The sequence below is a fragment of the Metabacillus sp. B2-18 genome (assembly GCF_021117275.1).
Classification (GTDB): domain Bacteria; phylum Bacillota; class Bacilli; order Bacillales; family Bacillaceae; genus Metabacillus.
In genome coordinates this window covers 2,435,771-2,457,179 of the sequence record NZ_CP088245.1, presented here as the reverse complement: position 1 = coordinate 2,457,179, position 21,409 = coordinate 2,435,771, and the positions used below count along the sequence as shown (strand labels likewise).

General features: G+C 32.7%; 18 protein-coding genes. 14 read left to right on the top strand and 4 right to left on the bottom strand.

The features are described from left to right. Positions 1 to 154: 154 nt before the first annotated feature. The 9 genes from LPC09_RS12355 to LPC09_RS12315 are packed head-to-tail and all read left to right on the top strand — an operon-like array spanning position 155 to position 14,136. Positions 155 to 2,095 (top strand): MotA/TolQ/ExbB proton channel family protein, encoded by a 1,941-nt coding sequence (locus LPC09_RS12355; protein WP_231309615.1) that lies wholly within the window; start codon positions 155 to 157, stop codon positions 2,093 to 2,095. Positions 2,096 to 2,097: 2 nt separating this feature from the next. Continuing rightward, positions 2,098 to 2,772, top strand: coding sequence for an OmpA/MotB family protein (locus LPC09_RS12350; RefSeq protein ID WP_231309614.1), 675 nt, complete (start codon positions 2,098 to 2,100; stop codon positions 2,770 to 2,772). After that, entirely contained in the window at positions 2,769 to 4,031 is a 1,263-nt protein-coding gene (locus LPC09_RS12345) for a hypothetical protein (RefSeq protein ID WP_231309613.1), read from the top strand. The genes LPC09_RS12350 and LPC09_RS12345 overlap by 4 nt, the downstream gene beginning before the upstream one ends. After that, positions 3,991 to 6,600, top strand: a complete 2,610-nt coding sequence (locus LPC09_RS12340; protein WP_231309612.1) for a DEAD/DEAH box helicase — start codon at positions 3,991 to 3,993, stop codon at positions 6,598 to 6,600. Before LPC09_RS12345 ends, LPC09_RS12340 begins: the two co-directional genes overlap by 41 nt. Positions 6,601 to 6,658: 58 nt before the next feature. Continuing rightward, entirely contained in the window at positions 6,659 to 6,931 is a 273-nt protein-coding gene (locus LPC09_RS12335; RefSeq protein WP_231309611.1) for a GmrSD restriction endonuclease domain-containing protein, read from the top strand. A 26-nt stretch (positions 6,932 to 6,957) separates the two neighbouring features. Further along, positions 6,958 to 7,602: a DNA phosphorothioation-dependent restriction protein DptF gene (gene dptF, locus LPC09_RS12330; protein ID WP_269217440.1), complete on the top strand. Its 645-nt coding sequence runs from the start codon at positions 6,958 to 6,960 to the stop codon at positions 7,600 to 7,602. 6 nt (positions 7,603 to 7,608) lie between these two features. Beyond that, on the top strand, positions 7,609 to 9,000 hold the full coding sequence (gene dptG / locus LPC09_RS12325; protein WP_231309609.1) for a DNA phosphorothioation-dependent restriction protein DptG: 1,392 nt from the start codon (positions 7,609 to 7,611) through the stop codon (positions 8,998 to 9,000). After that, positions 8,981 to 12,115: a DNA phosphorothioation-dependent restriction protein DptH gene (gene dptH / locus LPC09_RS12320; protein WP_231309608.1), complete on the top strand. Its 3,135-nt coding sequence runs from the start codon at positions 8,981 to 8,983 to the stop codon at positions 12,113 to 12,115. The genes dptG and dptH overlap by 20 nt, the downstream gene beginning before the upstream one ends. Beyond that, the gene (locus tag LPC09_RS12315) at positions 12,106 to 14,136 is read left to right on the top strand and encodes an ATP-binding protein (RefSeq protein WP_231309607.1); all 2,031 of its coding nucleotides are present in this window, start codon (positions 12,106 to 12,108) and stop codon (positions 14,134 to 14,136) included. The genes dptH and LPC09_RS12315 overlap by 10 nt, the downstream gene beginning before the upstream one ends. A 67-nt stretch (positions 14,137 to 14,203) precedes the next feature. Here the strand turns inward: LPC09_RS12315 and LPC09_RS12310 are convergent, their stop codons facing one another. Continuing rightward, on the bottom strand, positions 14,204 to 14,575 hold the full coding sequence (locus LPC09_RS12310; RefSeq protein WP_231309606.1) for a hypothetical protein: 372 nt from the start codon (positions 14,573 to 14,575) through the stop codon (positions 14,204 to 14,206). Next, positions 14,568 to 14,810 carry a hypothetical protein gene (locus LPC09_RS12305; protein WP_231309605.1) on the bottom strand — a complete coding sequence of 81 codons (243 nt, stop codon included), beginning with the start codon at positions 14,808 to 14,810 and terminating at the stop codon, positions 14,568 to 14,570. Before LPC09_RS12305 ends, LPC09_RS12310 begins: the two co-directional genes overlap by 8 nt. A 58-nt stretch (positions 14,811 to 14,868) precedes the next feature. On the opposite strand from LPC09_RS12305, the gene istA (LPC09_RS12300) reads away from it, so the two are divergent. From istA (LPC09_RS12300) to istB (LPC09_RS12280), 5 genes are all read left to right on the top strand, one after another. Beyond that, positions 14,869 to 15,627 carry an IS21 family transposase gene (istA, locus tag LPC09_RS12300; RefSeq protein ID WP_331275801.1) on the top strand — a complete coding sequence of 253 codons (759 nt, stop codon included), beginning with the start codon at positions 14,869 to 14,871 and terminating at the stop codon, positions 15,625 to 15,627. A gap of 138 nt (positions 15,628 to 15,765) precedes the next feature. Beyond that, positions 15,766 to 17,280: an IS21 family transposase gene (gene istA / locus LPC09_RS12295; RefSeq protein ID WP_231307496.1), complete on the top strand. Its 1,515-nt coding sequence runs from the start codon at positions 15,766 to 15,768 to the stop codon at positions 17,278 to 17,280. A 1-nt stretch (position 17,281) separates the two neighbouring features. After that, positions 17,282 to 18,040, top strand: coding sequence for an IS21-like element helper ATPase IstB (gene istB, locus LPC09_RS12290; protein WP_231307495.1), 759 nt, complete (start codon positions 17,282 to 17,284; stop codon positions 18,038 to 18,040). 91 nt (positions 18,041 to 18,131) lie between these two features. Beyond that, positions 18,132 to 18,857 (top strand): hypothetical protein, encoded by a 726-nt coding sequence (locus LPC09_RS12285; RefSeq protein WP_231309604.1) that lies wholly within the window; start codon positions 18,132 to 18,134, stop codon positions 18,855 to 18,857. 2 nt (positions 18,858 to 18,859) lie between these two features. Further along, positions 18,860 to 19,585, top strand: a complete 726-nt coding sequence (gene istB / locus LPC09_RS12280) for an IS21-like element helper ATPase IstB (RefSeq protein WP_098797386.1) — start codon at positions 18,860 to 18,862, stop codon at positions 19,583 to 19,585. Here istB (LPC09_RS12280) and LPC09_RS12275 read toward each other — a convergent pair. Next, complete coding sequence (locus LPC09_RS12275; RefSeq protein WP_231309603.1) at positions 19,578 to 21,122, bottom strand: AAA family ATPase; 1,545 nt, start codon at positions 21,120 to 21,122, stop codon at positions 19,578 to 19,580. The two genes, istB (LPC09_RS12280) and LPC09_RS12275, sit on opposite strands and share 8 nt — an antisense overlap. Further along, positions 21,122 to 21,310 carry a DNA modification system-associated small protein gene (locus tag LPC09_RS12270; protein ID WP_231309602.1) on the bottom strand — a complete coding sequence of 63 codons (189 nt, stop codon included), beginning with the start codon at positions 21,308 to 21,310 and terminating at the stop codon, positions 21,122 to 21,124. The genes LPC09_RS12275 and LPC09_RS12270 overlap by 1 nt, the downstream gene beginning before the upstream one ends. Positions 21,311 to 21,409: the final 99 nt, after the last annotated feature.

The window sequence follows — 21,409 nt, the reverse complement described above, 5'->3', positions numbered from 1 at the left end:
CATTATTATAAAAAAATATGGCCTTTTCAGTGTAAAACATTATTTTCCTAGTCAGGAAATAAAAATCCATGTCTGTTTTTGTCGAAAACAAGTTCGGTATAGTGTTTTTACTATAAAATAGAAATAGTCATTTTATAGTAGAGGATGGGTCAATTTGTTTAGTATTTTTGAAGATTTATTCCAAAATATTAGTTCTATGGGTGTAGAGGGCTTTACAAATATATTTTTAGTTTTTCAATTATTTCTTTTCTTTATTCTATGTTTCTTTCAAACTACACGAATAGTAAAAGAAATGAGAGTTATGGACCGGTTAAAAAAGAATCTAAGTGAAATAAATCGTGGTTCTAATAAACAGGCACATGAAATTGATCAGGAGATAAATGATCTCTTCTCAATTATTAAGGGCTCGCGTTATAAGGATTTATGGTCAAGATATTACAACAGGGTGTCAGAAAAAAATGAAGATGAACGCATCCGTGTTGAGCCTTTCTTTGGGTTTGATGTGATGCATTATCATATGGGATATCGTCCTTTAATGGATGTCGGAGCAGGAATTAATGTAAGTATTGGTGTGTTAGGGACATTTATTGGTTTATCAACGGGATTAGCAGATTTAAACATGGGTGATACAGATGCACTTCGTACAGGAATTAGTGGATTACTTGATGGGATGAAAGTTGCATTTTATTCATCAGTTTTTGGTGTCTTCTTATCTCTTGCATGGACCTTATTTGACCGAGTAATTAGTAGCCAGCTTGATAAAAAGATCGATTGGCATTCAGAGAAGCTGGATTACCTATTAAGTACGGATGATGAAGAGCTGTTCTTAAATCGATTAGAAAAGATTTCAAGAAGTCAGGCTGATCATTTAAAGACTTTATTAACGGATGCACTGGAAAAGGCTATGCAGCCAATTGTATCAACAATTCGTGAATCAAATGGACAAGTATCAAATGCATTTGGAGCTCTGAACGATCAGTTTTCAAAACTGCAATCAGGTGTAGAAACGCAATCTAAATTATTAGAAACACAAATTGAATTTTCAAAGTCTAACAGTAATGATATATCTGATCGACTTGTTGAACAAATTACAGGTGGAACACAACAATCTATTTCTCAATTTACAAACATCATCAGTGATACAAAAGACCTTCAACAACAAATGATGCAAACAGTAAATACAGTTGTTGAGAAATTTGCTAGTTCTGAACAAACGCAATCAACAACACTTGAAAGAACGGAAAAGATGTTTGCTCAATTTGAAAATATGACATCTGAGCTCGATCAAATGAGAAGTAGCTATAAAGAGGCTTCATCTTTCATGGAAGGATTAAGTGGAGCATTCCAACAAATTCAACATTTAACACAAGAACAGCTACCGGTTCAGCAAGAAGTGATGAAAAGCAATCAATCCCTTGCGGAAAAGTACGACGGACTTACAGAGCGGTTTAAAGAATTCAATTCTGCTATAGAAACTAAATACGAAAATCTAATGGATGAAGTAATTACTGTTTCCAAGAGTTTAAGTACCTCATTTAAAGATATGACAGATCGTTTCTCTCAGTCATTAGTCACTCAATCTACTATGATGAAAGAATCAGACACCTTATTACAAAATGTAAAAGAGGTAGTTGAATATTTAACACCAGTTGCACCTGAATTAAAAGATGTTGTTGGTAACATTCATTCTTTAAAAGAACAATTAAGTCAGATGCAGCAGTTACAAAACGAATTATTACCAGAACTAGTTGAAATGAAAACAAATACGAATAAGACAGTAGAAGAAGCTCTTGCTACAACGAAGTCTTATATGAACGAAATGACAAATCAACTAGATGTGATGAAAACAAGCTGGACTACAACAAGAGAACAATTTGAGCAAACTAGAGAAACACTTAACACATCAGTAAAGGACTTTAGTGAGAACGTTGATAACGGTCTTTCAAAAACATATCACCACTTCGATGAAACATTAACAAATGCTGTAAAACAAGTAAGTCAGTTGGTTTACCAATTCAGTGATGTTCAAAAAGACTTCATCGATACGTTAGAAGACTTATCAGAAGAAATTAGTAAGGCGAAGGCAGGCGCATAAGAGTGAGATATCGGAAAAAAGAACAAGTCAACTATTGGATGTCTTATGCCGATTTAATGAGTGCCATGTTAATGGTTTTTGCTCTACTTTTAACATTAGTTATTCTTGATTATCGTGAATTACTAGAGCAAAAAGAAAAAGAAATTGAAGAAGTAGTCAATGTGAAAACAGAGATTATAAAAGCCTTAACAGAAGCTTTTAAAGAATCAAATATGGCGATCGAAATTGACCAACAAACAGGTGCGATTCGCTTTCCAGGTAGTGTTCTATTTGAATCAAATTCATCAGAAATTTCTGCAAAAGGTGAAGGGTTTTTGAAAGAATTTATCCCAGCCTATTTAGGAATTCTTTTACAAGATCGCTTTAAAGATGAGATTTCTAGCGTCATGATAGAAGGACACACAGATAAAAAAGGTGATTATATGTACAATATGGCATTATCACAAGACAGAGCGTATTCAGTATTAGAATATATCTATAGTAAAGATTTTCCTGATTTTAAAGAAAAGTCACTATCACAAAAATATATTACAGCAAATGGGAGAAGTTTTAATCAACCTTTAACAAACGACAAAGGTGAATATGATCCTGACCGTTCAAGACGTGTTGAGTTTTTATTCAGACTGAAAGACGATGAGGCAATAAAAGCGATTGAAGAGTTGGTGAAGGATAAATGAGATATGAATATCAACCAACATCATTAAAAACCTGGTTGCGGGATAATCGTAATCAGGTTTTATCTCATGTAATTGAAGATCCTAATACAAAATATGAATCTGATATTGAAACATTAATAAAAAAGTTTGAATCTGTGAAAACTGCTAAAGTAGAAGAATTTGTTCAATGGAGTGAGAAACTCTCTCGAAGACAAAAACTTTTAGTTCCTAATTTATATTCAGATGAACTCAATGATGAAGCGAAAAAAGGGTTAATTAAGATCATGCAGAATAATGCTGCTACTGACAAAAGAACGTTTAGAGTACTTGTTGATACCGTCTATCAAACGTGTAATCTTGATGAAATTTGGAATGTAATGAAGTACTCTTATGTTTCTCATAGAGATCGGATTGAGAAACGTTTTAACAATGAGCAATCAATAGAGTGGCGTGATTTTCTCTTAAGCAAAGACCCAGTTCATCACTTAGCAGAAAAGGCTTATTATAGTGAAAATGACTTTCTAAGTGTTCTAGAGTCATTTTACTTAACCGAAAACTTTCCATTATATAAACTCGTATTAATGGATGTCTTCAACTTTGCTGATCAAGATTTCTTTATTAAAGAAAAAGAACTTTATAAAAAATACTTTAAAGAAGCAACAAATGAAGAGCAACAAAAGATGGCAGATGGATTAATTAGGAATTGTCAATTAAACCAGGTGAAAGATTTAGGGAAGCTGGTTTTTGAGAAGTTAAAGACTTATCGACGTAAACCAATGCTTTGGAAGTATGTTGGTGAAGAAGAGAAGAAGCGATTTGCAAATTGGATATTAAAACTTGAGATAAAAGACTTCTTTGGACAGGTTAATAAGGATCATGAACGATTTCAGTATTGGGAGAAGTTTATTGTTAATCTAGAAGATGTAGTTGTAACAGATGGAAAATCAACATTAATTATGTATTTTTCAGATGTGGTAGTAATAGAAGTACTAGGTACGGGAGCTGTATATATTTATAAAACAAGTACCTTTAACAAACATTTCCAACCTAAAGTAGATAAAATGTTAGCAGAAAAAGAGAGACTAGATGGGTCATGGATACCTCCTAAAGAAGTGAAAAGAAGCGAATTAATGGATAAATGGGAAATCGTCTCTGGTGGTTGGTTGAGACATGTAGGTGATTGGCAAAGTAAATTTGATGATTGGCTAAGTGATGAACTTGGTTGGGAGGTAGACAGAGATGCTCTTCTTCAAAAAGAAGCAGAAAGAGATGAAGGTTAACTTTGTACCTAAAGAAACTGGTGTACAAATTTTATTTGAATTAATTGAAGGTAAAAATGTTCAACCATTAGAAGTCCCATTAACGAAAGAACAAATTGAAGATTGTTATCGACTTGAAGGTTTTATGAAATATGTAGCATGGGAAGAGCTCTATGAACTAGGTATAGTTGAAAACTCATTTCTTCCGTATGAAAGTTACTATGATGTACTCAAAGAGGAAGATGGAGTAGATATTTTATCTAATTTAGGGTTACCGATCAATCCAGATCAACTATCCGGAGAACTTTCCCTAAAATCCTTAGCAGATGAGGCTGATCTGTCAATACGACTTCATAATAATGAAGGGAAAAATATAGATCGAATCGGGAAGCAATATGGTGCATTATATGAAATTGAAAATGGCCTCCACCTACTTCCAGAAAACATATATAAATTGAAAAAAGCAATGCGGGAAGAGTATGAAAATGGATATCAGAAGATCGGGATTTCCCAGCAATTAGCTAAAGAAGCAGGGATCCAACTAGAGAATTTCTTAGAAACAGAAAATTATCATGTTGTCGGCAAATACGATATCGATATTAAGGTTCATAACCATGATCATATCGAATTAATTCCTTCTGGAGTAAATGAACAAGAGACTCTTCATTTAAACTCTCCATCTACTGTTACAAGTTTCAAAGAAGGCATAAAAAGAAATCGATATGTGAAAACACAAGCTGTTCAAGAAGATATGGAGAAGTTATCACAGAAGAGACATATCACAGGTGAAGAAGTTCCATTATTTTTTGAAAATCCATCGGCGGTTCTGCCGGAACATGATTATCAGTTCGATCTTGAAACCTTCTCAGATCGTGTAAGGGGATTGGTTTCAATAGAGCGAGTGGCACCATACAACACAGGTGGATCTGGTTTCCAATGGTTTGATTCAGAAACGGGCCAGTATGTTCCGTATGACGAAGAGTTTCTTAGCGGCTTAATGGAACAATACCCTGATCAACAGTATGTTGAACACGAAGGAAAATGGATTTACCTTGATCCAACATTAAGAAAAAACCTCTTAGACATTCCAGCTGATGAAGAAGCTAAATTGAGTAATAAGTATGTCCTTGATATTAAAGATAATGAACAAGAACTTGATTACTCAATAGATACAAAAAATGAATTAGCACTAGAAGAATTTCAAGTACCTGAATCACTAAAAGCAGACTTATTCCCACATCAGCTTGAAGGTTTTCAGTGGTTATGTCATTTAGAAAAAAAGGGAATTGGTGGATTACTAGCAGATGACATGGGATTAGGGAAAACGATTCAGGTGATCTCATTTCTATTACACCAGCAATCTCGTAATATGTTAAAACCAACCCTAGTGGTCCTTCCGATTGCGCTTATTGAAAACTGGATGGAAGAAATAAAGAAATTCGCGCCTTCTTTATCGAACAGTATATATATTCACAGAGGAAGCGGTAGAATTAAGTCTTCTCAAGTCATTGATGGTTATGATCTAGTCTTCACTAGTTATGACACATTAAAAATTGATCAACTACTATTAGGCAAAGTAAAGTTCAAGTCGATCATTTGTGATGAAGCCCAAAATGTAAAATCACATTCAAGTCAACGATCAAGAGCTCTTCGTGCTATGCAATCAGACTTCCGATTAGCGATGACAGGAACCCCAGTTGAAAATAGTTTAGATGAACTATGGTCAATCATGGACTTTGTGCAACCAGGGGAACTAAGTTCATTACGTCAATTTAGAGAAAGATTTGCTGAATCAGGAGATTACGATGGATTATTAAAAGCCATTCAACCGTTTTATATGAGAAGAACGAAAAGTGAAGTACTAGATAAACGGTTACCGAAGAAGTATTTAACAGCACCATTTTATGTAGAAGCATCAAGAACACAAAAATCCATCTCTAACTCCATGTTAGAAACAAAAGAAACAGGGCAAATTGCGATTTTAAATATGTTAATGAGACTCCGTCAATTATACGGACATCCTGGAGTCGTTATACCAAAATATGAAGAGTTAGAAATAAAAGAAATTCCTAAATTTAATAAACTACTAGAAATCGTTGAAGAGGTCAAAGCCAAAGATGAAAAAGTACTAATCTTTACAGAATTTAGAAAACTACATTCCATCTTTAAAAGAATCTTCATGCAGAAATATAGAATTTCAGTGCCTGTCATTGATGGAGATACGAAAAACAGACAAGCAGTCGTTCAAGCCTTTAATCAATCACCTGGATTCGGGATTATCCTATTATCACCAAAAGCTGCAGGTGTAGGTTTAACTATTACAAGTGCAAACCATGTCATTCACTATACCAGATGGTGGAATCCAGCTGTTGAAAATCAAGCAACAGATCGAGCGTATCGAATTGGACAACAGAAAGATGTCTATGTCTATCAGATAATTACTACGGATAATGATAACTTCCCGCAAGGTACTGTTGAAGAATTAATGCATCAATTGCTAGAAGATAAAAGGGAATTGGCAGAGAATGTAATTGTTCCGTTTAATACGAAGGAGATTCAGGAAATGGTTTTAAATAAATTAATAAATTAACTCGTGATTTTTTTCGTAAAATTTTTTTGAAACATTATTTTTGAGAGGAGTAGGAAAAATGATTGAACCAATTGATTTTTTTAGTGCAAAAGAACATACTTTAAAGACATTTTTGACCTCCGGTAATAAAAAGTTTAGAGTACCAGATTATCAAAGGAATTATGCTTGGACAGATAATGAACTTGAGCAATTATGGGTTGATTTTAAACAAACTGTAACAGATTCTTTTGGACATGATTATACAATAAGAATGAACCATAAACCTCATTTTTTTGGAACATTACTCTTAACAAAGGATGAGACAGGGATTTTTTTTGACTTATCTGATTGAATATAATTTAAAATAATTGACTTAATATCACTAAATGGCTAGATTTATTTTTAAGTAACCCTGATTTGTCAGAATATACGATGAATAAGTTGTCAGAAGCAATAATTCGACTTGCTTATCTAACAAATTCAGATTTTGCAGAAGATATTTATGACAAAGTATATAGAGATTTTGCTAAGAATTTATACTTTTTTAATTCTGGAAATAGACGTGGCATAAGGGATTATTATGATGAAGTAAAGGATGCACTATTTAAATGGAAAGGATCACCTGTTAAAAATTATATCTATATTAATAATCCTAATGGAAAGTTCCGATTAGCACAATCATTAAATTTAAGGCCATCAATCGAACATCTAAAATTCAATAGTAATGAGATATTAGAGTCATTTAGATCTAATATTTCAATGGCTCACCATAATGGCGATCCGAATAATACAATCTTCTTAGACATTGATTTTCCCTTATATCAGTTACTACTAAGAGTTCAAGAAGGATATTGTCCAAATAAAAAAGATTATGAAGAAGCTATTAAGTTTGTAGAATTCATTGAAAAGGTTATGAGTTTTGGAAATAAGAAGGAAGAAATGTTGGTCCATTTTCCAAACGACAATCGTTTTTACAAGCTTAAAAAAGACGATTTTGGTGCTTTTGTTTTTGAAAGGGAGTAATTATTCATGGAAAAGGTTTTAAATGTTGAATACTTAGAAGATTTACTAAAAAAGAAAAATAAGCATGATGTAGGACAAACTATGGATGTTATCCCTTTTTTATCAAAAAGGACAAGGGTTATCCGTGAACATTTTAATGATACACTTGGAGAATATATTCGTCGGATATGTGACTTAAAATTAAATAAAGTTAAGAAAGATCCTGATGCGCTATTTGAAGAGGACAATCCTTTTATTGAACAAATTGTTTCTGAAGTTGAATGTGAAAATAGCGATATAGAATATGATTTGAAACGATTTATTGAGCAGTATTTATATAATAAAGAAAAAAGAATAAATCCTATTCATCCATTTTTATTCAATTACATACCATTCTCTAATAGTAGTAATGAAAATGAATTACGAAAATATGCACAATTCATGATGGATGTTTTTGTTCAAGATCATAATGACATAAAACAGATTTTTAATGATAAGAGTGGAGACGATATATTAACTGAGTTAATAATAGACAATTTAGAAGATCTTAAATCAGAAAGCTATACAAAACAATACAAACCTTTATTGCCTTGCCTAACTCAACTATATCAAGAGGATTTAATTTTTTTGAGTCACCATAAAGATTATTTTCTAAAAACTTTTTCATTGTTAACACATTTCTATACCTTTATCTATGCATGTCAATTAGTGTTGAAGTTCGATAGATTTGATAAGGCAGATTACTCAAAAGTTGATCCTTTATTTTTTGGGTTAGAATGGGAGTCTTTAAATAAAAGAAGAAAACCTGCTGATGAATTAGAAGGTTTTAAAAGGGTTAGAGAAAAAGAAAGTAACTTATTTGTCCATATACACACAATGTCTCAACTAAGCCATAATACATTTAATCCTGAAAATAGTTTTGGGAAATTACCATTCATGAACTATGTTCAATTAAATGAGTATGTTCAAGATTCTTCTGAACAAGTTTTTCTAACTAGTTTAAAGAATTGGATTGCAACTTATTGCGAATGGAGAGGACTTGAAAATAAAGACAATTCATCAACAATTTCTGAGGCATTTCAAATACTCTTTAATTGTCTAAAAGAAGGAATGAGCACAGAAGTATGTATAAAGTTTGGACAAAATATCGAGGATTTAGGAGCCAACCTGTTTCTTAAAAACAGGGGAAGCTTAGGTCCTATCCTAAATCTAAACCATGAATCATTGTTGATGTTAACAGCAGTCTGTGTGAAGGATAAGCGAATACCTTTAAATCAGTTATTTGACGAATTTGAACTTAGAGGTGTTATTTTCGACCGGTATTCGAAAAAGGAAATTATTGATTTATTAGATTCACAAAACTTAATTGATAAAAAAAGTGATAGTGGTGATGCTCAGTATGTCAAACCAATTTTATAATTATATAGTAGAAATAATACTACAGTATTTTAAAGAAACATCCGTAAAAGCAGGCGACCGTTATTACTTACATCTTGATAAAGATGAAGATGTAAAAGATTTAATATCAACTTTATATAATCAAGAAAATGTAGCTGAATTTACGTATAAACATGAGCTTGGTGAACCGTATAAAACCTTTAATATTGAAGTTAATGGTATTAAATTAGTAATAGCTTCTACATCTGAAACTGTTAAGCCTGATTTTTTAGTAACTTTAAGAAACCAAGTGGGAGAACAAAAAGGTGTATGGAAAAATACGGCATTATTAAGTATAGTCTCTGAACAATTAGACTCAATACTTGGTGGAAGTAGTGACCTGCAAAAAGAAGGGATGCCATTACATCCTAATACCCTATATAAAAAAATAAAAGATGATATTGAAGACAGTGTTCTAAGCAAAGTAGAGAAAATTATTTTATTTGATAATATAGATCGATTAATTAAAGAACTAGCTCTTCAACAAATTACTTTCTTTGATTTTGAAGATATTTTCTCAACACTTGCCAAAGGGACAATTGATAGTGTTGATTATAAAAAATTTGGATTGTTCAAGGATGAAGATCTATCGACCTTTACTGGGAATCGGTTAAAAGAAAGATTAAATCTAAACAGGGATTTATTTGATAATGTAAGAAGGATTCATGATTTTGGCTTAAATGCAGAGGAAGAGCTTGAAAAAAACTTTTCTTCTGAAGGTATAACCAAATTAAAACAAGAAGAGTGGACAGAAGTACCTTTTTCTCAGGTAAACAAATTCCATGAGGATTATTTATTTTTAAAGAAAAAAACAAAAGTCCTTCTTAAAGAAGTTACTGTAAAAGATAATTTAGCGTTCTGGGATAAGGCTGAAAAAGAAACTAGTGCGGGAAATCGTAAAAGGCATATCATTATATTTAATCCCCACAAAAAAGAAGAGATTAATATTCAAGTTTCTTTTACTTTTGAAGGTGGGAAGGATAAAAAACTTTATAAAGAATTCTTTAAGGTACAGAACACATATAAAAGCTTAATAACTGAAAAAGTAGGAAATACAAACATACAATTAACCTTAACGGCAAATGAAACAAATCCTACTTTTGCAAAGTTTTCTTACAAACACGATAATAAGGCATCTCTAGGAGCTGAATTTTCAATTGTCATTTTACCAATTGAAGCAGATTTATTAGAACCATTTAAAACAACTTATATGGTTAACTCAAAACTTAATTTTATTGAAATAAACACAAATGAAAGTCAACTTTCTGTTGGACAAGGTTTTAATAGAAAAGAAATAGAAATAACTGAAAATAACCAAATAATTAAGTTTGACAGAGATGAACAACTTTTATTATTACCTCAACCTGAAGCTTTTAATGATGAAGATGAATTACAGTTTTATATTGAAGATTTAAATACAAATGGGGTTGTTCCCTTATTATTTAAGAATGAACTACCTGAGTCTACTCCAATAACTGGTGCAAGGATTTGGAAGCTAAAAAGAGAAAAACAAAGGAATTTTGAATTAAATAATAACAAACTCATATTTGGTAATAGTGAGTATTATTTTCACGCTGAATACAGACAGTTTTTTAATTGGGAATCTACATGGCTCGACGGAGGGTTTAGATGTGCAAGGTTAGATGCAGACGAACTAACCAAAGAGAATATCAAGCTTAGTGAAGAGCTAAGAGAAGCATATAGTCGGTATATAACATATTTTAAGACAATCAATAGTATTCCTAGTTTATGTTTTCTAAACTCTGAACTTGAATTACGAGCAAAAGATTATGTTCAAGCATATATAAATGAAATAAAATCCTTTGATGAACGTGATGAAGCAGGGAGTAAAGGAAGAGATTTATTTAAACTTGGAACTGTTATTGGAACAAATATTGTCTATTTAACTCCATTTCATCCCTTAATTGTAGCATACCAAATAAAATTAAATGACGACCTCTCGAGTGAAGAAGTAGATAATAGTATCCTTAACAGATTAACACCTGAGAGCTTACTTCCTTTCATTTATATATACAATAATGGAGAACAATTATATAAACCAGATTACCAGCAATCAGCAGTTGAGTGGATGGCATTTAAACCAGTTAATCAGGTATCTGTTTCAGATGCCAATCAATATTTAGCTAAAGTAATTGAAGATAAATTACAACAATTTGAAGATCATTTTAGTTACTTATTTATTGATAATTCAAAAGCTCCATTACAAATTAATGTTATAAATATTGTGAATGATCATGAGATTTTTAGAGGCATTATTAACTGGATGATAAAACGCCTTAAGGCTAAGGGTATAGACGCAATTAAAAGAGTGGAAATAACTTTGTACAATGAAGAACAAGAGAGTGCATTTGATTTATTTTCTAGAATAGAAACCATTGAGCAATTTGAAGACCATTTTAATGTAAGCTTAAAAGTGAAAGATATGGAACCAAATGACATATTAAGGTTTATTAGAGAAAAGTTATCTTACTTTAAAAGTAGAGATAATTATAAATATGCGCACATCTCGTTTTATAAAATGCAAGCTCAAGAAAGTTTTGCATTACAGCCAATGTCAGATATGAACTCAGGATTATCACTTAACGGGCTATATTCTTCACTCTCATCTATGAAAGGTAAAGAGAATTATAGGAGTGGATTTGGTACAAAAGCGTATGAAATTGAAGAGAACAACATCCTTACACAAACAGCTTATTACTTAAACGAACTTGCTGCCAACTTACGAAATGAAGGAAATGATGCGTACCATAAAGGTGAGGCAATTTTTTCTCGTACCACTACTACTGATGATGAAACACTTGAAAAGATTTTCAACTCATCTTATTGGGTAACATTTGTTGATCCAAGTGTTGATCTTTCATTCTTTAACGAGTATGGAAAAAATCTCGTAGTAATTCATTATAGTGATCAGTATTCTTCTTCAAATCGCTATGATGCAATTACAGTAACAGATAAATCAAATCAGTACTTTTCAGTAATTAGTGAGTTTTTAAAAGAGAAAAATGTAGAAGGATCAGATGAAAATGTTATAAATACTATTAAAGCCTTTAATACTTTTAATGGAGAGTGGTTTTAAGTATAGTTTCTGCTATTAAATTCTCATTGTCTTATTTCGATAATGAAAATATATTATGGGTACCGGTTTCTCTAGAAGAAATATTACGTGTAGCAGGGGCTGTAAGCTTAAATAAATCTGAAGGTGTTTTTACTGCAAAAAACTTAGGAGTTAAGGGTAGTCATAGTGATGATTTATTACTTATTGGTCTAGAAAAAAGAAATGAAGACCTTAAAATACACTTTTATCCAGTAGAAGTTAAAATAGGGATAAATAAAAATGATGTTTTAGATAAAGCAAGAAATCAAGTCAAGCATACAAAAAAACTTTTTAAAGAGGTAATAATTGATAGTGAGTCAAAGAAATTCACAAGCAAGTTTTATCGAAACTTTTTTGTCCAATTATTTATTTCTAATGCTAAAAAAATAGCACAAAGTGGTCTTTGGGATGATAAAGATTATTACCTATCTGATTTTATTCTTGAAAAGTTATATAAGGACCAATATGAAGTATCTGATGAGTTAGACTCATACATTGGAGAAGGTGCAATACTCTCGTTTCAACGTGATGCTTATTATAGAAGTGCCTATTTAGATGAAGGAATTACTTTACTTGGATTAACTGAAACTGATGGATATCTAGGTTTAGTTCAATCTATTGAAGACATGCATAAATGGATTCAAACTAAAGAAAATGATTTTGTAAAAGAAGCATTATTATCATATGTCTACAATCCTTTAAACAAGAAGACGGAAGACAAAGAGGGTAAAGAAGAGGAAGTAAATAAAAATATTACAAATATTATTGATTCACCTGAAAACTATGAGAATGAACAAGAACCGGGATACCATGGTGAGACGATAATTCCTACTTCTGAAACTGATAATAGTTTGGCAGAAGATAAAACTCAAAGCTTAAATATAGAAAATTCACGAATTCTTCTAGGAAAAGCGGAGAATTCAAACAAAGAAATTTTTTGGGAGTACGGAAATAAAGGACTTGCAAATAGACACCTGCTTATTTCTGGTAAGTCAGGTCAAGGGAAGACATATTTTATGCAATGTCTTTTATTAGAAAAATCAAAACAGGGAATTCCTAGTATCGTTGTAGACTACACAGAAGGTTTTCTTCCAAACCAACTTGAGCAGGAATTTGTAGATTCTTTAGGAGATAAATTAAAACAGAGAATTGTTTATAGTGATCAATTGCCTATAAATCCATTCCAAAAAAATGTAAGAGATATCGGTGGATTAACTTTACCTGAATCAAATACAGATGTAGCAGAGAGAATTAAAAGTGTGTTTTCAGCGGTGTATAAAAGTCTAGGGATTCAACAACAAAACGCTATTTATGAAGCAACACTAAGCGGATTAGAAAAATATGGAGAAGAAATGAGTTTATTAAAATTAAAAGATGAAATGGAAGAGGAAGGCTCTAATTATTCTAAAACAGCTCTTTCTCAAATTCGCCCTTTAATTGACCGTAATCCATTTACCCATAAAAATCCAATACAATGGAATGATGTAATAAATAGTGATGGAGAGGTTTTTGTTATTCAACTAACTGGATATCCAAGAGATGTTCAACTTATTATTACTGAATTTATTTTATGGGATTTATGGAATTATTCAGTCCGTTATGGAAATAAAAACAAACCAATGCCTGTAATATTAGATGAAGCACAAAATTTAGATCATACAGAAAAATCTCCATCAGCAAGAATATTAACTGAAGGACGAAAGTTTGGGTGGTCTGCTTGGTATGCTACACAATTCTTAAAATCACAGCTAGATAGTGATGAGTTAGCGAGACTGCAAAATTCATCTCAAAAAATTTACTTTTCTCCTCCAGAACAGGAGATTTCAAGTATTGCAACAAGCCTTGCGAATGATCAGTCAGAAAAAAAACATTGGGAAAAAAGACTTTCAGAATTAAAAAAAGGACAGTGTATTGTTCATGGGCCTGTTATTATGCCAAATGGAGAATTATCTAAACCTACAGTAAGTGTAGTTGAAATATCACCATTATCTGAAAGAATATAATAAAGGAAGAGGGTGTACCAATAGTTTGATACACCCTCTTTGAGTTTCCTCTTAATATAATATCTTTTTAACCTAATACTGTTATACGGTAATCTTCCATAGATGACATATTATTAATTTCCTCTTGAACTGTTTTTAAACCAAATTCAATAAAATATAACATGAATTGTGTAATTTCTTCATCATTTAATGGCCTTTGTACTTCTTGAATGATCAAATGTTTAAAAAGTAGATATTCTCTATCTCTGATAATATTATCGGGGATATTCCATTTATCTTTTGAGTCTCTATAATCTATATCAAAATTACCATCAAATTTTGATATTCCTTTAGCAAGAGCTATCTTGATTCCATGTGGTCTTTCAATTTCAAGCAATTGTGACATCTGGTCTAATATCTCTTTTCCAGAACCTGATAAGCTCATTCTTCTATTAGACATTTTTTTCCACCCCAACAAATTCAAAATAGCCATCTCTGACAATCGTATATTTTTTTTCCTCATTGTAATCTAACATATATTGTTTGTAAGAGTGTTTCTTCATAATATCAATATATTCTTCTGTAATTTCTGTATCAGTTGTGTATTGCAAAATAGAAGTGCAGAGCTTTGCAAAGTAAAAATGCAGAGTTCCGCACTTATTTAATAGGTGCAAAAAAAAAGACTTGCCAGCCACCCCAAGTCCCTCTACTGTAATGGTGTCGAATCAATACAGAGTGGAGGAACATGAAAGGATGCTAGCAATGTCTGATATTAATTGTATCAAACACCTAAGAAACAAAAAAGGCTTATCTATAACAAAGATAAAGGAAACATTAGGGATTAATTGGAGAACTGCCAAGAAATATGCTGACGAGGATCAGTTACCAGATTCTAAGATTAAACAATCAAATGGAATGATGTATACAGATAAATGGGGAGAAATAGTTTCAGATTGGCTATTCGAAGATAGCAAATTAAAGAAAAAGTTACGCCGAACCAAGAAGCAAATATTTAATGAACTACTGGGGTTAGGCTTCAAAGGCTCTTATCGTACGGTCTGTTACTTTATATCTGACTGGGAGAATAGTCATAACGAAGAAATAGATAAAGGACATGACCGATTGGAACATCCTCCTAGTGAAGCACAAGTAGACTTCGGGGTAATGGAGGTTGTTAAAGATGGGGAGTTTATCGATACACATGTTTTAGTTATGTCGTACCCGCATAGTAATGCCGCATTCGCTGCCCCATTACCATCTGAAAATCAAGAATGTTTTCTTCAAGGATTGAAACTCTTATTCACTCAATCTGGGGGAGTTCCTAGGAGAATTAGAATTGACAATTTAACTCCGGCTGTTAAAAAAGTAAGATCAAAAACTGAAGAGGCAAAATTAACTGATGCCTTTATCCAATTTCAAAATCACTATGGATTTGAAGTTCAGGTGTGTAACCCACGCAGTGGTCATGAAAAAGGTAGTGTGGAAAACAAAGTAGGTTATATTTGTATTTGATAAATTAGATTTGAGCCACTTTTCAATAGTTTGATCACATAAAAAATGAGCCACACGATTTCCAATTTAATTAACCTCTTTTATGATTGTAAGTGACCAAACTATCAATCAGAGAAGAGGAACAAAAGGATGATCAATATGGCTCAATTTCATCGTATCAAATTTTTAAAAGAGGTTGAAGGATTATCACAAAGACAAATTGCAGAAAAACTTGGTATTTCAAGAAACACCGTTAGTAAATACTTAAAACAAAATGTAGCTCCTACAACCATTCAACGCCAAAAGGTCTATGGTACAAAGCAGTATTCTGATGAAACAAAGCGAGTATTGCCGATTATCGATCAATGGCTTGAGGAAGATCTAAAGAGCTGGGGAAAACAAAAACATACAGCTGCGAGAATCTTCAATCGACTAGAAGACGAGTATGATTTCAAAGGTTCCGCATCCAATATTCGAAAAATCGTTGCCAAACGTAAAAAGAAACTACAGGAAGTCTTCATTCCACTTGATTTTCAACTCGGCCACCAATTCCAATTCGACTGGGGAGAGGCGGACATTATTCTACAGGGTCGAACGCAACGTGTTTACCTCTTTTGCATTCAGCTTTCGGCAAGCCGCCTACGATTTGTAAGAGCTTATCTAAATGAAAAACAAGAAGCTTTCTTAGATGGTTTTGTTCATGCGTTTGAGTTTTTTGGAGGCGTTCCAACTGAAGGACTCTTCGATAATTTAAAAACAGCTGTACTTAAAATTCTTCAGGGGCGTGATCGCCTCGAACAAGAATCTTTTATCGCTCTCCAGGCTCATTATTTATTCAAAGCAGAATTTTGTAATGTACGATCTGGAAACGAAAAAGGACGCATTGAAGGGACAGTAGGTTATATAAGAAGAAATGCCCTTGTACCTAAACCAGAAGTCCAATCGTTAGAGGAATTAAATGAATACCTTTCAGAATGGTGCCTACAAGAGGCTGATAGACGAATGGTACCTTACTCAAAAGAAACAGTTTTAGCTATGTGGGAAAAGGAGAAACAACAGCTTCACCCATTGCCAGAGAACCGTTTTGAGGCGTGTAGGCTTGTTTCATGCCAAGTAAATAAAACATCTTTAATAACCGTTGATACCAACCAATACTCTGTTCCATGTAGCTATGTCGGTCAAGCTGTGTGGGCAAAAATTTTTGTGGATCGTGTGATCGTTGTGGCTCAAAATCAAGTGATCGCGGAACATTCTCGTTCCTATGAGAGAAATCAAATGGTTACCGTTTTAGATCATTATCTAGAAGCTCTATTAAAGAAACCACGTGCTGTCAGAGATGCCCGTGCCTTTCAATCTTCTAAAGTACCAGAAGTGTTCAGGCGTTTCCATCAAAAGATGCGTGAACAAGAAGGTGCTGCAGGAGATCGAAAGTTTATTCGTCTACTCCTTCTCCATCGGGAGATAGGAATGGAGAAACTCACGCAAGCTTTACAACAGGCGGAACAAACGCAGATATTTAGGTATGAAGTGGTTCATGAAATAATTCAAAAACTGACAAACGCAAACGTCAAAATCCATGACCTTTCGAAAGAGAAAACGCCTACTAATCTAGTAGATTATAAAGTTAAAAAATCGAATGTAGCTCAATATGGACAATTAACAGGAGGTCAGTAAGATGACAACAGAATTACTAGTGGATCATTTAACCAAGCAGCTTAGAATGCCTACCATTCACAAACAGTATCGCTCTCTCGCAAGAGAAGCTGAAGAACGTAACCTTAGCTATGAAGAGTATTTGTTAGCCTTACTTGAAGTAGAGATAGAAATGAGAGATGAAAATCAAAAACAGAGGCGACTAAAACAAGCAAACTTTCCAGTCCAGAAAACCTTGGATACCTATGATTTCAGTTTAATGCCTAGTCTAAATCGAAATCGTTTTTTAACACTAGCTAAAGGTGAATTCGTTGAGAAAAAGGAAAACATTCTCTTTCTCGGAAATAGTGGTACTGGAAAGACCCATCTAGCTACAGGACTCGGTATTGAGATGATAAAGAATGGTTATAAAACCAAGTTCATTACAGCGTCTAAATTAGTAGAAGAATTACTGATGGCGAATGACGAGCATAAACTCGGTGCTTTAGAAAAGAAGTGGCTCAAATTTGATGTGATCATCGTAGATGAGCTAGGGTATGTACCTTTTTCAAAAATTGGATCAGAGCTCCTATTTCAATTTTTCTCAAGTAGGTATGAACGTGCAAGCGTTATTATTACTACCAATCTTGAATTTACGGAGTGGACTAGTCTTTTCGGAGATGAAAAAATGACAGCTGCCCTTCTCGATCGACTCACCCATCGATCACACATCCACTTACTGAACGGAGAATCCTATCGATTTAGACAAAGTATGAAACAAAATGGAGAAACTAAAGCATAACCAGGAGTGAACGCGAGGTGTTTGGAGGTCTTGCCCCTCCTCGGGGCAAGACCTCCAAACACCCAATCCCTCCCAGTAATGGGGGCTAGAAATGATAAAGTGGCTCACTTTTGAAGTGATCACTCTGGCTCAAATTAATATTGACAAAAACAATATTCGATATAACTTCTTTACAACATCTCCAGTCATGAATAGTTTTGAAGATTTAACGGAAACACTTCGTAAACAGCTCCAAAATGATAGACAAAGACTTCACTATGAAAAAGAAGTAATGATTGAGGACCTCTGGAATATAGAGAAGGACTTTTTACTGGAGTTGCCAACGGAAGATTATCCAATCTTTAAAGAAGTTGAAGCAAAGGTGAATAAGTTTAATGAAGCCAAGATTGATAGCACATTAATACATATTCCTAAAGCATCAAATTATCCATTTATATATTTCGTATTATATTGGGATAAATTTAAAGCTGTTTCCCCCGACGGGGAAATTTTATTAGAAGATTTTAGATCGTACATGAACAAAAAACGGGCTATTCCGTGGGTATCTATCTTCAAAGATTGGATTCGAAAACCAAGAGTAGTACCTTATTCAAGGTATCAAAAATACCTACCGGGTCGAGTTAATGATTACTTAATGGTTGATGATTTAGTGGTTCGTAAAGAAAGATTATTAGAATTAGTTAACTTACTTGTAACACATGATATGAAGAGAATTAATGAGGAATTTTATGATTTAATTTCTGGGAAGAATGAGAATCCCTTTGGGCTAGATTGGTCGGAATATGATTCTTTGGCACCACTAGAAAGGGGTGAGTAATGATGAGCGACACTATCCGTTCAATGTGTAAGTCATTAAGGTTAGCCTATGTTTCGGAAATTTACGAAACAATTCCATTTGACTCTCCGACACAGTATTTAGAAGCGTTATTTAAGGAAGAGTTTCGTTTACGTGATAAAGCAAAGGTACAGCGCCTTATAAAAAACGCCAAATTCTTAGATTCTAAGAGTTTAAGCAATTATGAATGGAACGAGAGAATCCGATTTCCAACACAAATTGATAAAGATGGTTTAATGAGCCTAGACTTTATCAAGCAAAAGCAGAATGTCGTATTAATTGGATCACCAGGGACTGGAAAGTCCCATTTAGCAACAGGATTAGGAAGAAAAGCATGTGAAGTGGGATATGAGGTGAGATTCTATCGTGTTTCTCTCCTCATTGAACAATTAGAACAGGCGTTAAAACAGGATAAACTGGCTTCCTTTAGAAAAAGGTTTGAAAAGGTAGATTTAATTATTTTGGACGAAATGGGCTATCTACCGTTCAGTAAGGAAGGATCAGAACTATTGTTTCAACTAATTGCAGAATGGTATGAACAGAAAAGCTTAATTATTACTTCGAATCTTGAATTTAGTCAATGGAACCGTATATTTATTGACTCAAGATTAACAGCTGCTTTAGTAGATCGTTTAATTCACCACGCACACGTCCTAACGTTCAATGGTGGAAGTTATAGACTATCAAACGCACTGTCTAAGGCTAGATAGGTATTGAAATCGGGTGGCAAAACTCTGCAAAAAGTCTTGCGCGACTCTGCATTTTTTTCTTGCAAAATACACCTTGCTCGTTAAGCCTAGTAAGGTTGTTAAGTATTGAAGATTTTGTTTCTTTTGCTCTATTAAGTTTAGAGACAATTGATTTATATTTTACGTTAATTTCACCGGATTTTTTTACAAGTATGTCTATTTTTTCATTTTCATCTGATATATCAACAGATTCTGGTGCATTTCTAATTTCAGTTTCTATAAATTCTAAATCATTCTTAATCTTTTCCATTTTATTTATAATTGATGAAATAAAATTAGTATCCTTTATAGACAAATTCATAAAATAGCTGTAATCATTTGATGAGATATCGTGTAGCTCTTCCTTGAAAGTCGTGTTGCGATCAACATTTACATTATTTTCTTTTTTCCAGATTTCTTCTCCTAATTCTCTTAACTGAGTCAATTGCCCATTCGAAAGTGGAGGATTGATGTTCTGGTTAAGTAATTGATTAATAAAGTTATTATATGGTGTTAGAGTAGCTTCCTTTAAAACTTTTTGATATCTTTGGTCACTTTCATTCTTTAATTGCTTTTTTAAAGACTTTATTTTATCACTTAGGATAATAATTATTGAATGTTCCTTGAAATTTCCACTAAATTCTTTGTTTAGCATGTTTAATTCAGTTGATAGACGTGATTGTTTTTTTATTACAACTTCACGCGACTTTGAATTTTGAACAAGTTTATCATTTCGTACTTGCTTAGTTTTATCAATTAAGTTCTCTATTTTTTGTATTTCTTGAGTGAACTTCGTTTTTCTTTCTGTCAATGTACTTATATCTAAATCTGCTTGCTCTAATTCTTTATTTAAATTACCAATTTTGCTTTTGCTAACTGATTTAGATAATTCCTGTTCAAGGCTAGATTGGATTGCTATTAAATCCTTTAATAATTGATTGTAGGCATCCATACCAGTTAATTTATGGATAGATTCCTTCATCTCATTACTATTCTGTCTTAAGATAATGTCTTTAATCTCTTCACCGTCAAAAATAAAAAATGGAGATGCATGATAGGGAATTATCTTATCTATAAATCTATAAAATACCTCAATATTATTTATTGAAGCATGTTTACCATGTCTTGCACCTGGTTTCCATACAGTAATATCTCGGTTCTCATTTATCAATCTCTTAAGATGATCGAAACTCCATTTAACCTTAAGTTCCCAAACTTCCTTTTGGTCTGTTTCTAAAGTTAATGTGACTGAACAATCTCTACCTCCTTCGTTGAAGAAAGTATTATTAATCACATTCGAAAATTGTCTTTTATACTCCTGTTCAGAAATGCCACGTTTTCCAAAAAGGACATATAAAATTGCCTTAAGGATTGTAGTTTTACCAGCTCCATTAAGACCGCCTAAAAGTATAATGTTCTTTTGTTCTTCTTCTCTTATTTCTGAAGGTATATAAAGTTCCAGTTCTTGATGACCATAGTATGTTTTATAATTGTCAAAAATTAAATTCTTAAAAAGCATTATTTACCACCTTTTAAATAGAAATCTATCAAATCAAGGTACTCTTTCTTTCTTGCTCCTGCAGAAACATTTTCATAAGAGAATTTTTCAGCAGTTTTTAATAAATTATATACAGATTTTATTGATAAATTATTTTTTTTACAAATCTGACCTAATATTTCTAGTTCTTTTTCTTGTAAATGGCCCAACTAAATCACCCTAATTTTAAAGTTTATATACTAATAAAATTTTACTATGAGTTTACAAGGTTTGACAAATAAAAATAGCATTTCGACATAATCCAAGTA

Bases quoted from the DNA above. Each gene is read 5' to 3' on its own strand.
- istB (WP_098797386.1), top strand. From the start codon at position 18,860: ATGAGCGACACTATCCGTTCAATGTGTAAGTCATTAAGGTTAGCCTAT.
- LPC09_RS12285 (WP_231309604.1), top strand. From the start codon at position 18,132: ATGATAAAGTGGCTCACTTTTGAAGTGATCACTCTGGCTCAAATTAAT.
- istA (WP_231307496.1), top strand. From the start codon at position 15,766: ATGGCTCAATTTCATCGTATCAAATTTTTAAAAGAGGTTGAAGGATTA.
- LPC09_RS12345 (WP_231309613.1), top strand. From the start codon at position 2,769: ATGAGATATGAATATCAACCAACATCATTAAAAACCTGGTTGCGGGAT.
- istA (WP_331275801.1), top strand. From the start codon at position 14,869: ATGCTAGCAATGTCTGATATTAATTGTATCAAACACCTAAGAAACAAA.
- LPC09_RS12310 (WP_231309606.1), bottom strand. From the start codon at position 14,575: ATGTCTAATAGAAGAATGAGCTTATCAGGTTCTGGAAAAGAGATATTA.
- LPC09_RS12335 (WP_231309611.1), top strand. From the start codon at position 6,659: ATGATTGAACCAATTGATTTTTTTAGTGCAAAAGAACATACTTTAAAG.
- istB (WP_231307495.1), top strand. From the start codon at position 17,282: ATGACAACAGAATTACTAGTGGATCATTTAACCAAGCAGCTTAGAATG.
- dptH (WP_231309608.1), top strand. From the start codon at position 8,981: ATGTCAAACCAATTTTATAATTATATAGTAGAAATAATACTACAGTAT.
- LPC09_RS12340 (WP_231309612.1), top strand. From the start codon at position 3,991: ATGCTCTTCTTCAAAAAGAAGCAGAAAGAGATGAAGGTTAACTTTGTA.
- dptG (WP_231309609.1), top strand. From the start codon at position 7,609: ATGGAAAAGGTTTTAAATGTTGAATACTTAGAAGATTTACTAAAAAAG.
- LPC09_RS12275 (WP_231309603.1), bottom strand. From the start codon at position 21,122: ATGCTTTTTAAGAATTTAATTTTTGACAATTATAAAACATACTATGGT.